The organism is Klebsiella sp. PL-2018, assembly GCF_019048985.1.
Lineage (GTDB): Bacteria > Pseudomonadota > Gammaproteobacteria > Enterobacterales > Enterobacteriaceae > Klebsiella > Klebsiella michiganensis.
The window spans coordinates 4,967,799-4,980,359 of the sequence record NZ_CP077673.1; the positions used below are offsets into that span (position 1 = coordinate 4,967,799).

Annotated in this window: 8 protein-coding genes and 1 tRNA gene; 3 read left to right on the plus strand and 6 right to left on the minus strand. The window is 51.3% G+C overall.

The window, feature by feature from the left end:
- Window positions 1-155 precede the first annotated feature (155 nt).
- The gene (locus tag MKleb_RS23360; RefSeq protein WP_009651814.1) at window positions 156-1,412 is read left to right on the plus strand and encodes a nucleoside permease; all 1,257 of its coding nucleotides are present in this window, start codon (window positions 156-158) and stop codon (window positions 1,410-1,412) included.
- 67 nt (window positions 1,413-1,479) lie between these two features.
- Here MKleb_RS23360 and MKleb_RS23365 read toward each other — a convergent pair whose 3' ends face one another.
- Window positions 1,480-3,618 carry an ornithine decarboxylase gene (locus MKleb_RS23365; RefSeq protein ID WP_014226846.1) on the minus strand — a complete coding sequence of 713 codons (2,139 nt, stop codon included), beginning with the start codon at window positions 3,616-3,618 and terminating at the stop codon, window positions 1,480-1,482.
- Between the two features lie 437 nt (window positions 3,619-4,055).
- Here MKleb_RS23365 and MKleb_RS23370 point away from each other — a divergent pair, with 437 nt between their 5' ends.
- Together MKleb_RS23370 and MKleb_RS23375 are read left to right on the plus strand one after the other, a co-directional pair.
- Window positions 4,056-4,772 (plus strand): DUF554 domain-containing protein, encoded by a 717-nt coding sequence (locus MKleb_RS23370; RefSeq protein ID WP_025105935.1) that lies wholly within the window; start codon window positions 4,056-4,058, stop codon window positions 4,770-4,772.
- 105 nt (window positions 4,773-4,877) lie between these two features.
- Window positions 4,878-4,953 (plus strand) — tRNA-Phe (locus MKleb_RS23375).
- 197 nt (window positions 4,954-5,150) lie between these two features.
- On the opposite strand, the gene MKleb_RS23380 is transcribed toward MKleb_RS23375, so the two are convergent.
- The 5 genes from MKleb_RS23380 to MKleb_RS23400 all read right to left on the minus strand — a co-directional run bounded on the left by MKleb_RS23380 (window position 5,151) and on the right by MKleb_RS23400 (window position 12,449).
- On the minus strand, window positions 5,151-6,161 hold the full coding sequence (locus MKleb_RS23380) for a tyrosine-type recombinase/integrase (protein ID WP_198893998.1): 1,011 nt from the start codon (window positions 6,159-6,161) through the stop codon (window positions 5,151-5,153).
- A gap of 60 nt (window positions 6,162-6,221) precedes the next feature.
- Entirely contained in the window at window positions 6,222-7,814 is a 1,593-nt protein-coding gene (locus MKleb_RS23385; RefSeq protein ID WP_217076209.1) for a TraI domain-containing protein, read from the minus strand.
- Window positions 7,808-9,292 (minus strand): UvrD-helicase domain-containing protein, encoded by a 1,485-nt coding sequence (locus MKleb_RS23390; RefSeq protein ID WP_217076210.1) that lies wholly within the window; start codon window positions 9,290-9,292, stop codon window positions 7,808-7,810. Before MKleb_RS23390 ends, MKleb_RS23385 begins: the two co-directional genes overlap by 7 nt.
- Before the next feature lie 269 nt (window positions 9,293-9,561).
- Window positions 9,562-11,409 (minus strand): ATP-binding protein, encoded by a 1,848-nt coding sequence (locus MKleb_RS23395; RefSeq protein ID WP_199954851.1) that lies wholly within the window; start codon window positions 11,407-11,409, stop codon window positions 9,562-9,564.
- Entirely contained in the window at window positions 11,406-12,449 is a 1,044-nt protein-coding gene (locus MKleb_RS23400; RefSeq protein ID WP_198894002.1) for an SIR2 family protein, read from the minus strand. Before MKleb_RS23400 ends, MKleb_RS23395 begins: the two co-directional genes overlap by 4 nt.
- Between the last annotated feature and the right edge of the window lie 112 nt (window positions 12,450-12,561).

Consider the following 12,561-nt stretch of genomic DNA (forward strand, 5'->3'; position numbering starts at 1 on the left):
CTTCTGCTATACACAATAGAGTTGCGCAACTGTTTTGCGATTTTCTGCGGCAGTTAACAAAAGCATCCATCGCATAAATGATAGAATCCAACCAAAATAACGCCATAAATGTTATTTAAAACACAAAACAATTCTATATCCGTGAGGATCAAAACATGAATCTTAAGCTGCAGCTCAAAGTACTGTCGTTCCTGCAGTTCTGCCTCTGGGGAAGCTGGCTGACCACGCTCGGCTCGTATATGTTCGTCACCCTCAAGTTCGACGGTGCGGCCATCGGAGCGGTCTATAGCTCACTCGGTATCGCCGCAGTGTTTATGCCGACGCTGCTCGGTATCGTTGCCGATAAATGGATCAGCGCCAAGTGGGTTTATGCCATTTGCCATCTGGTCGGCGCGCTGACGCTGTGGCTCGCCGCCCAGGTCACCACGCCGGGGGAAATGTTCCTCGTCATCCTGCTCAACTCGCTGGCCTATATGCCAACGCTGGGGCTGATTAACACCATTTCGTACTACCGCCTACAGTCTGCGGATATGGATATCGTGACCGATTTCCCGCCGATTCGTATCTGGGGCACCATTGGTTTTATCCTCGCCATGTGGGGCGTCAGCTTCTCCGGCTTTGAACTGAGCCATATGCAGCTCTATATCGGCGCGGCGCTCTCCTTGCTGCTGGTGCTCTTCACCCTGACGCTGCCGCATATTCCGGTGGCCAATCAGCAGAAAAACCAGAGCTGGACCGCCATGCTGGGCCTTGATGCCTTCGCGCTGTTTAAAAACAAACGTATGGCGATCTTCTTTATTTTCTCGATGATGCTGGGCGCCGAACTGCAAATCACCAATATGTTCGGCAACACCTTCCTGCACAGCTTTGATAAAGATCCGCTGTTCGCCAGCAGCTTTATCGTACAGCACGCCTCGGTGATGATGTCGATTTCGCAGATCTCGGAAACCCTGTTCATCCTGACCATCCCGTTCTTCCTCAGCCGCTACGGCATCAAAAACGTGATGTTGATTAGTATCGTGGCGTGGATGCTGCGCTTCGGCCTGTTCGCTTACGGCGACCCGACCCCGTTCGGCACCGTGCTGCTGGTGCTGTCGATGATCGTTTATGGCTGCGCCTTTGACTTCTTCAACATCTCGGGTTCGGTGTTTGTGGAAAAAGAGGTTCGCCCGGAAATCCGCGCCAGCGCGCAGGGGATGTTCCTGATGATGACCAACGGCTTCGGCTGCATACTTGGCGGGATGGTAAGCGGTAAAGTGGTGGAGCACTTTACCGTCGAAGGGATCACCGACTGGCAAACCGTGTGGCTGATTTTCGCCGGCTATTCGCTGGTTCTGGCTTTTGCCTTTGTGGCGCTGTTTAAGTACAAGCACGTCCGCGTACCAACCGGGGCGCAGACCGTCGCACATTAAATAAACGGCTTACCCCAGATTTACGAATAAAAAAACGCGCCCCGGTGTTATCAACGGGGCGCGTTTTTTATGCTTTCAGCACATAGCCATATAGCCGCTTAATGCCGTCAGGGTCCGTTTCGCTGTAGACCCCCTGGAGCTCCGGCGAGAAGCCCGGCAGCATATTGACGCCTTCCTCCAGCGCCAGAAAATAGCGCAGCACCGCCCCGCCCCAGATTTCGCCAGGCACGACGCACAGCACGCCCGGTGGATACGGCAGCGCGCCCTCCGCCGCAATGCGCCCTTCGGCTTCGCTTAAGCGCACCAGTTCAACGTTACCGCGAATAAACTCGCGGTTGGCGTCCTGCGGGTTCATCACCGCGCGCGGGAAGCTCCTCTTGCGGAACATCTCTTTTTGCAAATCCTTCACGTCAAAGCTGACGTACAGGTTATGCATTTCCTGGCACAGCTCGCGGATGGTGTAATCCCGATAGCGCACCGGATATTTATTAAAGATGGTCGGCAGAACGTCGGCCAGCGGGGTGTCGGATTCAATATGCTGCTCAAACTGGGCGAGCATCGCCACCAGCTGCGCCAGCTTCTCGGCGCTCTCTGCGGGCGTCAGCAGGAACAGAATGGAGTTCAGATCGCACTTCTCCGGCACGATGCCGTTTTCGCGCAGGTAGTGGGCCAGAATGGTCGCCGGGATACCAAAATCGGTATATTTTCCGCTCTCCGCATCGATCCCCGGCGTCGTCAGCAGCAGTTTACAGGGGTCAACGAAATACTGATCGCTGGCATAGCCTTCGAAGCCGTGCCAGCGCGCGCCCGGCTCAAAGCTAAAGAAGCGCCGTTCGCGGGCGATGGCTTCAGTGGGATGATCCTGCCACGGACGCCCCGCCACCACCGGTGGAATAAACGGCTGGATCATTTTGCAGTTGGCGATAATCGCCTTGCGCGCTTCGATACCCAGCGCCACGCACTCCGCCCACAGGCGGCGCCCGCTCTCTCCTTCGTGAATTTTGGCATTCACGTCCAGAGCGGCGAACAGCGGATAAAACGGGCTGGTCGAGGCGTGCAGCATAAAGGCGTTGTTGAGCCGCTTATGCGGGCAAAAACGTTCCTGTCCGCGCAGGTGGTTATCTTTTTTATGGATCTGCGACGTTTGCGAAAAACCGGCCTGCTGTTTGTGCACCGACTGAGTGACAAAAATGCCCGGGTCGTCCGGCGTCAGGTCCAGCAGCAGCGGCGAACAGTCGGCCATCATCGGGATAAACTGCTCGTAGCCGACCCAGGCCGAGTCAAACAGGATGTAGTCGCACAGACCGCCGATTTTATCGACCACCTGGCGGGCGTTGTACACCGTCCCATCATAAGTACCGAGCTGAATCACCGCCAGGCGGAACGGGCGCGGCGCATCGGCTTTTTCCGGCGCCGTCTCGCGTATCAGTTCGCGCAGGTATTTCTCATCGAAGCAGCGATCGTCGATACCGCCAATAAAACCGAACGGATTGCGCGACGCTTCGAGATAAACCGGCGTTGCGCCGGCCTGAATCAGCGCGCCATGATGATTGGATTTATGGTTGTTACGGTCAAACAGTACCAGATCGCCGCGCGTCAGCAGCGCGTTGGTCACCACTTTGTTCGCCGCAGAGGTGCCGTTAAGGACGAAGTAGGTTTTATCGGCGTTGAAGACCTTCGCCGCAAACTTCTGCGCGTGTTTGGCAGACCCTTCATGAATCAGCAGATCGCCAAGCTTAACGTCGGCGTTGCACATGTCGGCGCGAAAGACGTTTTCACCAAAGAAGTCGAAAAACTGCCGTCCCGCCGGATGCTTCTTAAAGAAGGCGCCGTGCTGATGGCCCGGGCACGCGAAGGTGCTGTTATCCATCTCAACGTATTGGGTCAGCGTATCGAAGAACGGCGGCAGGAGGTTCTCTTCATAGCCGCAGGCGGCGGCTTCCAGTTCGAGCCACTCCTGCTCTTTGCCGCTAACGATGGCCGTCACGCCTTCTGGTTTTTCGTGGTCAGCGTCACTGAACAGATAAACCGGCAGGTTGAACCCGGTGCGTTTCAGTAACGCAAGGATGCCGCTGCGGCTGTCCGCTACGGTAATGACGACTGCCGCCACATCGGTAAAATCTGTACTGTCCAGGGCCACCACGCGACGGTGGGTGGACAGGCGGGATACCAGCTCGCGGCTGGCGGCAATGTGCATTGATTTCATGAGCGCGAATACCCGTTTCCGGAGAGTAAAAGGCTTCGGCCAGGGCGTCTGGGCTCTGGCCAACGAAATGTCAGGGTCTGGCTGGATCCCAGCTCCGACCGCCAGACATCAGTAAAAGCAGACCGCGTCCGATCTTACTGTTGTCCTGCAGTGAGCCTGCGTTACGCTCACCGCATGGTGGGCAGAAGTTGCAGTGTAAGGGTAGCAAGACGAGGCTGCCTGCGCATCTGTACGCAGCGGCAACGGCGATGTAGCGGCGATGTCGTCATCACGGCGGCCTCATTCAGGAGAGGAGAAAATTCGCGCAATCATGTCACCTTTAAATCTACCGCGCAAGATGAATTACGTATGCAGCCATACCACGGATGCGCAAGCCTTTTGGCCCGTTTAGCGTCATAATAATGCAGTCATTAGGGATAATTAACAGGAGTCATGCTGTGGTTACAGGGCCATTTATTAACGCCGGCGCGGTCCTTTTGGGCGGCGTACTCGGCGCACTCTTAAGTCAAAGATTGCCGGAACGGATTCGTACATCAATGACCTCTATTTTTGGCCTCGCGTCGCTGGGCATCGGCATTCTGCTGGTGATCAAATGCGCCAACCTGCCGGTGATGGTGCTTTCAACGCTGGTGGGCGCGCTGCTCGGCGAAGTGTGCAACATGGAGAAAGGCATTAATACGCTGGTCAGTAAGCTCCAGCAGCTGCTTTCGCCCAAAAAGGGGCAGAAAAAGGTCTCAGCGCATGAGTCCTATATTCAAAGCTACGTCGCGATAATCGTGCTGTTCTGCGCCAGCGGAACCGGGATTTTCGGCGCGATGCGCGAAGGAATGACCGGCGACGCCAGCATTCTCATTGCCAAAGCGTTTCTCGACTTCTTTACCGCCACTATCTTCGCCTGCACCCTGGGGCTGGCCGTCTCGGCCATTTGCGTACCGATGCTGGCCATCCAGCTGGCGCTGGCGGCCTGCGCGTCGCTGATTATGCCGTTAACCACGCCGATGATGATGGCGGATTTCACCGCCGTCGGCGGTATGCTGCTGGTCGCGACCGGTCTGCGCATCTGCGGAATTAAAATGTTCGCCGTGGTGAATATGCTGCCGGCCCTGGTGCTGGCGATGCCGATTTCAGCGGCCTGGACGGCGTTTTTCGCCTGAAGATGCGTGCTTTTGACGCAATGTGGTGATAGATTGTTCAGTCTGCTGCGAAACAGATAAATTTCGTTGACGAGGTGCGGTGAATCAGGTTTAATGCGCCCCGTTGCCCGGATAGCTCAGTCGGTAGAGCAGGGGATTGAAAATCCCCGTGTCCTTGGTTCGATTCCGAGTCCGGGCACCACTTATTTGCATCAAAGCACGCTGGTTAAGAGATGAGATCCTTAACGGGCGGAAAATGCAGGGTCCGGTCATGCGGAATGTCCTCCGGTGTTTTCAAGAGCGTTTGCACTGGTTGATATATCCAGAACTTGTCCCTCAAGATGGGGAACCTGTGGCGCAGGTTCCCCTTTCTCGATCACCGTTAATCATCCCAGTCAACTACGCTTGTGTCAACAGGTGTAAATTTCTTTCGCCTGTAACATCTGTGTGAAGTGACAGCTCAGCTTCGAGTGTTTTCCCGACAATATCCATCTTCAGCTCTACATATTCCATGGTTGTACTGACGCTCCGGTGCCCCAAAAGGTCCTTTACCAGCTGAAGATTTCGTTCCGGTGATTTCATCAGTTCCGTTGCCAGCGTATGGCGAAAACGATGTGGCGACACGGTAAAACCACACTCTTTCGACAGGCGCCGGAAAAATGATCGGATCTTCTGATGGACCTTAGCTGCATCCCATGCCACATGACGGTTAAGGTAAATTCTGTTCACATCAAACAGATAATCTTCCTTCCCCGCACCCAGCGCTGTTGATTTTTCCATCAAGTGATGCAACCGGGGCTTTAACGCACTGACAATGGGTACCCGCCATTCACGGTGTGTCTTACTGCCCTCCAGACAGAGATCCAGATATCCCTCGCTGAGATTTATGTCACCCAGGCGGATATGCAGCAGCTGATTTAACCGCATTCCCGTATATCTGAATGCATCCAGAACAGTCAGCCAGTACCACGCCGGCCATAGCGCATTACGTCCGCCCCTGATACCGCGCCCTGCCCGTTCAGCCTCTTCAAATTGCTGCATGACAAGATAAACACGAATCAGCTGCGAACGTGTCAGCGTTTTTTTCTTCCTGGTATCCCGCTGAACATTGCTTTTATTGAACGGATTTTTCCCCGGGGGAAGGATTTCATGTTCCATCCCGTAATTATACAGCGCCCGCAGATGTGCAATTTTGTTGTTCCATGTCTGAGCCGATTGTTGTTTATCCTGAAGCAGATAACGCCGCCACTCCAGCACCTGACGGTGCGTAATTTGCGCTGGCAGGGTATCACCAGAATAACGCCTGAACCCTCTGACAACCTTGTTGTAGCTCCATTCGGTAGCGGGTCTCAGCCGGTGAGCAAAAAAGTATTCTTCAAGCAGTTCATCCCAGGTTATTTCATTACGCATCTTATTCTTCTCCCAAAAAACCAAAACAGATCCCTGTAGAGATCCCTGTGTGTAACATCCCTATGGAAAGAAAAGGAGTTTGCTGTCCTCCGGAGGTCTCACCCCTTTCAGACGGGCAGCTTTGATAAGATAACCATTAACCTTGCTGAACCGCCCCTGTTTATCTTCTGAGCAGTAAAGTTTCGCCCGGGTAAAGCGCTCTCCTTTGCGGACACGATGTAGCTGGAGTTTTTCAAACGACGTCTGAATCTCCTCCCTGTGGCTGTCACTTCCGGTATCTTTCAGAAAAAGAAAGAAAATATCCGGCACCAGAAGGTAAATAAAGCCGGCAACGGAATGCACCCGTGAATCATGCTGGTTGACGGTGATCCTGCCGGATGCCACGCCGTCAGACAGCCAGGCGAGAAACACCTCACCCGACCGTCGGGCATCAGCACCGACATTAATCGGGTGGCTCTGCTCTTCATGTGTGCCAGACAACCGACCACCGGAATCGGTATCGCTATGCCGGAAGGACTCTTCCGTCTCAGCAGACTCTTCAGGAGCGTCTTTCCCGATGACCACAACGGTTTCATCCGGCGCTACCGTGGCTGGCGTATTCACACTGGCGTCATCTGCAACCTCCGGGACTTCTGCATCCGCCACTGCGGAAAAAAGACTGAGCAGCATATCGGCATCCCCCTGACCCGGGCTGGCGTTATCCGGTTCTTCCGGCGACTCCACTGTACTTACCCCGTCCAGCGGTGGCTGACAGTCCCCGCCACCGGTATCGTTGAGTGACGTCATCAGCTCCGAAGCGGCCAGCTCTACCGCAGAAGAGGATAAGTTATCGTCCGTCTGAACGACCAACGACCCCTCCTGTGACGTTACCGAATCTGGCGGCGCAATTACCACAGAAGATCCACCAGTCTCTTTCCGGAGTACTGGCGAATCAACCTTCTCTGCCGCCTGGTCGAGCAACGTCCTGATGAGGGGCATATCAGGAGAACCATTGCGAAATGCACAGGCAAGACTGAACAACGCTGCCGGGGTACCTGAAAGCCAGTTTATCGCTTCAGTGGGGAGCAACTGACCGGCGGCCAGCGCCGCCAGAGCAGAAGCATCATGCGCGTTCGGAGGAGAATGACGAAACCGGAAGCGATAAGGCGCATCCGGCACAGATATGCCCGGCTGCCAGTTAACGCCGCCGGTGGTTTCGCCTTCAATACTGGCCAGTAACGGCAGGTGATAACACAACGCAGCCCAGAAAATAACGGCCTGCCAGATAACACCCTGAGCAGCCTGTTCTTCCGGCATCGCGCCAGGCGGAAACATATACCCCCGGGCAAGCCTGACGGCATAAGCGGTAAAACGCAGGCTTAAATCACCAAAACCTCCGGCATACGCCCACTCGCCATCAGGTGCCGCCGGCACGTTCTGGGTCCGTTCAAGTATGTTGTACACCGGTGCCAGATAAAGACGCTGGTATACTCCTGCCAACAGCGCATTATTTTCCCGGATTTTCTGCAGGGCATCCTGGCGTAATGCGGTAATGACCAGTTCTTCAGCCTTAACCGGAGAGAAATACCCCGTCGGCACCGAAACAGGGAGTTTATCGAATGGTTCTGTGACAGCTGGCGTAAGGGAAAATAAGGCTTTGATTTTATTTAACATGGGAAAATCGCTTCTCCCCCATCGTTCTCAACATCATCCGTTGCAGGTTGTTCGCAATCTTTCTGCTCTTCACCAGCTTTCAGGCACTGCATCAGGTCATTCAGCACCAGGATCTTACGGGCGCGGGTCACGGCCACATACAGCAGATTTGTTTCGTCCTGTCGCTCTTCTGCAGAGAGTAACGGGTCGGTGATGTCACAAAAATCCTCATTCAGTACGACCACTTCCCACTCAAGTCCCTTACTGCGGTGCGCTGTGGAAACTGTGACCTGCGCATCCTTTTCATGCGTCACAACCTGCCGACGCATGATGGCTAGCTTTTGCGGCAGCGGAAAATACTCGTCGAGCAACCGGATAGCCTGATTCATCTCCACGTCCTGCGTCGCCTTTGCAATAGAGCAATATTCTTCAAAGTCCCGGTAATCCTGACGGAGACGGGGGGACTGCATCCGTTCAGGCATATCGGCAGAGAACCAGTAAAGATCTTCCAGCTCTTCCGTTTTGTACCCTTCAATTCCGCCCACCCAGAAGACTTTTTTCTCCTGCAGGCTGGCAGAGAGCGCAGCACCAATGACACCGGATACCGTCCGGCTAAGTACGGAGAAATGGGGTACGTCAGCAGGCAGATGAGCAACCACCTCATCATCCTCACCGCTGCCGGAAACTTTCATTTCCTCTCCGGACATGGCCAGCAGCAAGTTCGCCATTTCTGCGACCGCAGGGCCAAACCGGAAGCTGGTCGTCAGCCACAGTCGATCGGCCTGTTCCAGCCGGGGAGAACTGAGCGCATTATCCGCACCCCGGAAGCGATATATCTGCTGGTAGCGATCGCCAACCAGCACGACCCTGCAGGGCTGGCTGAGGACAAAGGCACTGGTGACCGGATTGGCATCCTGGGCCTCATCAAAAAGAATGGTGTCCCACTTACTGGCAAGTTTCGGGCCGGAAATCTGAAAAAGCTTCAGGTAAACATCATGCGTGATTGGGAAATCAGATTCGGTACGACTCACCTCATACCAGAGAACCTGTACAGCCCCGAGAATTTTATCTGCGGAGAGGCCATGACGCTCATCCTCTGCCAGCAGGTGGATAATGCCGGGTTCCGACTCCGCACTACAGAGAAATGTATTCAGCCCCGTCAGCGCCAGACGCGCCAGCGGCCAGTGCCGGGTATTCAGTTTCCGGGCCACATCGGTAATACGCAGATTTGCCGTCAGCCGGTGCCTGAAATGTCGGCCGAAATGCGACCAGGCTAGTTGATGGGAGGTTTTGCATTCAACATTGAAGGGAAACTTTTGTTCGGCTTCGTCGCGGATGGCTCTGTTGTAGGCAAGGTACAGCATTTTGCTGTCCGGGTTCGCCTGCGCAAACTGTACCAGTGTGGTGGTTTTACCGGTACCTGCAAACGCGTTGACCACAAGCTGATTGCCCTGCCATTCGATAATCGCATTTTGCTCTGGTGTGGTTTTCCAACTCATTGGGTTCTCCGGGAGTGACAGTTGAACACTCACACTGTCACCCGTGTGAACCTGCGGCGAGAAAAAACCAGATATCCATTTTCAGAAATAAAAAAACTTTTGGGCGGGAGCATGATGCCTCAAAAGCATCAAATTTCGATTGTATTCGCTTTGCTCAGCAAAGTTACTTGCAATGAGAGTATAGATGCCCGCTCTAACGGTCTTAGAAGTACCAGCTGTTGTTGCTAAGCCCGTAGTGTGTGAATTTGTAGTGATCTATTCATTAGCAATCAAAAAACGAAGTCACCCAGGTCATCATCTCCCTGCTCCTCAGGTATTAAATCGCTAAAGGAAATAGTATTACTTTTAGGCTTCTGTCCCAATGGAAGTTCAGCCACCCTTAATTTAAGCGGCATGGGGCTGACGACACCACTAAATATACAGGTTCCTGTTGATAACGTCGGAATAGACTCTTCTGTTAATCGATCAATGTATGATACGGATTTTTCAATTGCATAGAGATCATTCTGATTAATAAGACGATGAATAAAATAGTTGTGCGCCTGCGATATGATTGTTGAAGATATATCATTAGGTCTCTGACTGGAAATTGTAATAAAAACGCCAAACTTTCGCCCCTCTTTTATAATTTCCTCAAAAGTTTCCAGCCTGTAATCTTTCCAGCTTTCCGTCTCCCGAAAAGAGGCATTAGATAAGATATTGTGGGCTTCATCTATAATTATGTGCAGCGTTGATGGTTCAGTAGACATCTTCTTCATGTTATAAGCCCATTTGGCTATCAACAGAGGAAGTGTTTTCTTCATGGTTATATTAACCATGTTTAAATTTACTACCGTAAAATTATTTCCACCCCAGAAATCTAGCCGACCAGAAGTATCAAAAATTTTGGCAATATCTTTACGATTAGCATTCATCCGATTTATAACTGGTGAGATATGCTCGGGATTAGATTTGTTAGATAAATACTCTTGAATTAACTGCAGATACATAAAATCCAACAAGTCCTCAATCATATCTTCTTTAAAAACAAAATCACTTGCGAGACTAAAAAGATAAGAACGCTCAGTGTCAGCCTCAGCATTAAAAATACTACCTGCCCTCAGTTTCCATTTGTATGCAACTGAATGAAACTCAAGGTCAGATATCAGGTCTGGGTCATCTTTAAAAATTGGACTAAAAAGCTGGTTGACAATATCGCATTTAGGCTTATCGCCACTAAAAAGATTTTGCCTGACTTTTTTCTTTAGGATATTACGCATAAACTCAAGGGGGTCGTCAACACCCATCACTCTCGTGCGAAATTCAAGTACTCGCTTCAGAAATGGTTTCTGCGTTTTGTCGGTTGCATCGGTCAGAACAGAGAGCATGTCATGCTCAAGCAGAACTTCCCTTGGTAGAGGAAGCTTGTCGCCGTTTGCATGATGCGTGTTGAGGTTATAGACCGTCTTTTGTTCAGTAATACATTGTGAGGCAGTATATTCTCCGTTAAAGTCGAATAGTATAAATTTGCATCTTTCTCTAAAATGGTCACCGAGCATATATTGTATTTGGGCAGTGCCTGCTTTATATAGTGCGGCCAAGGTATTAGACTTTCCGCTTCCAGTATTTCCGAAAATGGCAATATGCGAATTAATAAGTCCGTTGACCGGCAACGCAATTTCGATATCTTCAAGGTCTGTGCGGGTAAACCTCATTACCGTTTCGTCTGCATCAGCTATCTGATGAACCGTCTGTATCATCTCTTCAGTCACCACGAAAGCCTCATTACCGATGAGGGGCAGTTCACGCGAACCACCAATGAAGCACCCTTTGCGATCAATATAGCCCGTCAGGGTCGTAGTCAAGTATCGCCGATAGCGCCAAGCATCGCTGCCGCTCCCACCGAGATGTTTTTCTTCAATGACTCGTTCCGCTTCAACCTTGCCAATCAGACTCATGAATCCTTTTTTGATCTCAATGAAGCTACCCACTGATACATTTTTCAGTACTTTCCCCTGATAAAACAAGTCGCTGAGATTCTTGTTTTTATCTACAAGAATGGAAACCACGCGTCCAGATACCTCACAGACTTCGCCTACACGAAGTACCGCTTCCTCATCGGAAAAATGCTTGCTCACTTCACTCCTCCCATATAGCACGTGATAATATTATTCATTACCGGGAAATCAACATTACCTCCCGGGCGATAAATAACCTCAACATTGGAGTAATCACGGAATTTTGCCATAAAGCCTTGAACGCTGGCCTCATTGAAAGCGAAGATTAGCAGCTTCAGGGTGGCATTGCGCAAGGCTTTTTTGGTTATTGTTTCAAGGTGCTCATCAGCAAATGAAAAGCCAAAAACAATCAGAAGGGTGGCTTCTTTATCAAGCTCGTTGGAATAGGTTCTCAGTAAATCATAGTAAACGTTCTGTAGCAGGGTCTCTTTAAATTTCTCCTTGCGAGGAAGAATAAGTGCATGAGAGAGCACCCACTTTTTCATTTCTACCAGAGTGGAAAAGCTAAGCGGTTTTATATCACCAATATTATAAACAACCTTTCCTTTATAATGTTCCCATGAAAGCGACCCATGAAGCTTTATAAGATTTACGGTGGGAAGTTCAACTTTATAATTATACAAATTTCCGGTTGCACTCACAGAATAGTTAAAACTGCCTGCATCAAACTCTTCGTCTCCCCAGATGTTTGTTCTTTTATTGAACCCATCATTAAAAAGAATATTATTGTTTCGCGTGGCAGCGTCTTCTATGAATAAATCATAATTAGTTGTGAATACATTAATGCGCCTTGGAAGCAGGCCAGTACGGCGACGGGTCAGTATTTTTTCCATCGAGGACATGAAAGAATCATAATTCTCTCGGGTTCGTTTCACGCTGGTGATCACCTCAGGAGCAAAGGGAGGACCGTAGCTACGCTCCAGCATGCAGTCATGCGGAAGCCAGACCGCTGACAAAAAGTCAGCGGCCATCCTGAAGTATTCTTCTTCTCGCTCACCATTAACAAGCTCCTGAAGATCGGTTTCGATTGTCCCCAGTACTCTAATTGCAGGCAGCGATGCGCCTGATCCAATGAGAAAGTTAATATTAGCTGACTGAAATACCCGCTCAAAGTAGTCCCGATCACTATCGTTGCCGTAGTAGGCGCGCTTAACTGCCATCCAATCCTTCCATAAAACATGGGATTAATTTGTATCATTTAATCATAACGCCGAGCCGAATACTTTGACACTCTTCAGTGATAACGCTTACCGTTCATGTATACCTATCTTT

Bases quoted from the DNA above. Each gene is read 5' to 3' on its own strand.
- MKleb_RS23390 (WP_217076210.1), bottom strand. From the start codon at position 9,292: ATGAGTTGGAAAACCACACCAGAGCAAAATGCGATTATCGAATGGCAG.
- MKleb_RS23385 (WP_217076209.1), bottom strand. From the start codon at position 7,814: ATGTTAAATAAAATCAAAGCCTTATTTTCCCTTACGCCAGCTGTCACA.
- MKleb_RS23360 (WP_009651814.1), top strand. From the start codon at position 156: ATGAATCTTAAGCTGCAGCTCAAAGTACTGTCGTTCCTGCAGTTCTGC.
- MKleb_RS23380 (WP_198893998.1), bottom strand. From the start codon at position 6,161: ATGCGTAATGAAATAACCTGGGATGAACTGCTTGAAGAATACTTTTTT.
- MKleb_RS23400 (WP_198894002.1), bottom strand. From the start codon at position 12,449: ATGGCAGTTAAGCGCGCCTACTACGGCAACGATAGTGATCGGGACTAC.
- MKleb_RS23365 (WP_014226846.1), bottom strand. From the start codon at position 3,618: ATGAAATCAATGCACATTGCCGCCAGCCGCGAGCTGGTATCCCGCCTG.